At 36.8% G+C, this 1,827-nt stretch carries 1 protein-coding gene; it reads right to left on the bottom strand.

The genetic code is table 11. The features are described 5' to 3' along the window. On the bottom strand, nt 1–1,737 hold a 1,737-nt coding region (locus tag E1171_RS01935; protein WP_155203547.1), incomplete at its 3' end, for a trypsin-like serine protease. Between the last annotated feature and the right edge of the window lie 90 nt (nt 1,738–1,827).

Below are 1,827 nucleotides of genomic sequence, written 5' to 3'. Positions count from 1 at the left end.
TGCATTAGCTAAATACAAAGCTCTGTAGGTCCCAAAACCCTTAACAAAAAGGTCAGTTTGTCCGTCTCCATTATAATCACCAGGAAATACATTTGCATCAGGGTGAGTGAAGAAATCTTCACTGTCCGTTCCTCCTACTCCATCTTCATCACCCATAAAAACACGAGTAAAGCTATTTCCAGAAGAATTTGCCAGATACATCGATCGAATCTTATTGAGACCCCTTACAAATAAGTCTGTTTTTCCATCTCCATTATAATCTCCTGTAATTGTAGACGGAAGTGTAGCTACTGATACTCCTAGATCATCTGAAGCTATTCCATCTAAAGTTGTTACTCCAGTATTGTCGGGATCAAGCCAATCACTTAATCTTCTACGAGATTCGTTGGGATTGGCATTCCAAGAAGAATAGATTTTCCCATAAACTCCTGGATCATTTGCGGGATCAGAACAATTTATAGAGCTCCCTCCAAAGAGTTGTCCAATAATATGAGAATTTTTATTGAAAAGAGGAGAGCCAGAAGAACCTCCTTCGGTAACAGAAAATCCATTTGTAGTGCCACTCCATTGAATTTGCCAGAAATAATCATCAGGTCTTGAGCCTGAAAGTGTTGAGGAAGCTAGAGGTTGCATATGGTGGGTGGCGATCTTTTTGATATCTCCGCTAGGATGATGGATACCAACTCCATTGGTGCCAGGACTACTTGATCTGTCCCAACCATTAAAGAAGGGGTTAATCCCTAGGTCTATAGGGTTTTCGGTTAATTCCAATAAGGCAAAGTCTGAATCATAGTTGTTTGCTATAACGGTTGCCCCAATAGTTGAAGGAGGGGTGAAATCACTGCCGTTGTTACAATCTGGGCTTTCATAATCCCAATAAAAAGACCAATGACTTAAATCAGGAGCATCAATAGCATCATGTTTTACACTATTAGCCCAACCGCCTAAACAGTGGTCAGCTGTAAGGAAATATGGGGTGCCATCCCCACGAGTAGTATTGATTAGACTTCCAGTACAATATCGGTTTCCATTTACTAGAATTAATGCTACTCCTCTTTTTTCTTCTTGCCAATTATCGCCTTCTGAGCAATTTATATTTACCTGACAATTTCCTGAGTCTCCAAAAGATTCTTGTTGTTCTAAGTTGTTTAAAATATTTATAAATCTATATCCATGTATAACTCTTGCAATAGAAATGATTCCTTCTCCTAAAACATCTTTAGGTTCAAAATATTCAAGGGTAACTTTTGATCCATAGACCAAGCCAGTTCCGAATTTGCCTGGTCTTTCCTTTGTGCCCTTATTATTTCTATTTGAGAACCCTCCGATAGTATGGGTCTTTTCTTTATTGTAAATATGAAACCTTGCTCCTTCAGGTATCCAAAAATTATCATATAAAAGATTGACAGACTTCGCATTGGGACATACTATGGTTAATCTCCAAATCCTTCCATTTTCTATTTCCTGCCACACTCCGCTATTTTCAAGATTGAGGGTTACCTCATGGGGATAGCCAAATCGAGGAGGAAGGCCTTCAACATTGTCTTTTTCATCTTGTCGTTTTATTTCCCCCATGTCTATGGGAGGTAATATTATTTGGGGAATTTTCCCTGAGGGAATATTCTTTTTAAAACTTGCTGGTGCGTCTCTTTTACTTATTTGCCCGTTTACATAAATAGGATAAAATAAATAAGTACAAAATATGGCTAAAAAAAGTATGCAGTTGCTGTTTTTCATAATATTTAAAATTTTCAAATAAACATTAAATTTTTAATAACTATTAATTTAATGCTTTTATTAATTTTTTTTACTAGATATGTGTAATTT

This window comes from Xanthovirga aplysinae, assembly GCF_009711365.1.
Lineage (GTDB): Bacteria > Bacteroidota > Bacteroidia > Cytophagales > Cyclobacteriaceae > Xanthovirga > Xanthovirga aplysinae.
Note: the sequence above shows the minus strand (reverse complement) of the source record. Positions and strands in the feature narration are given on the sequence as shown.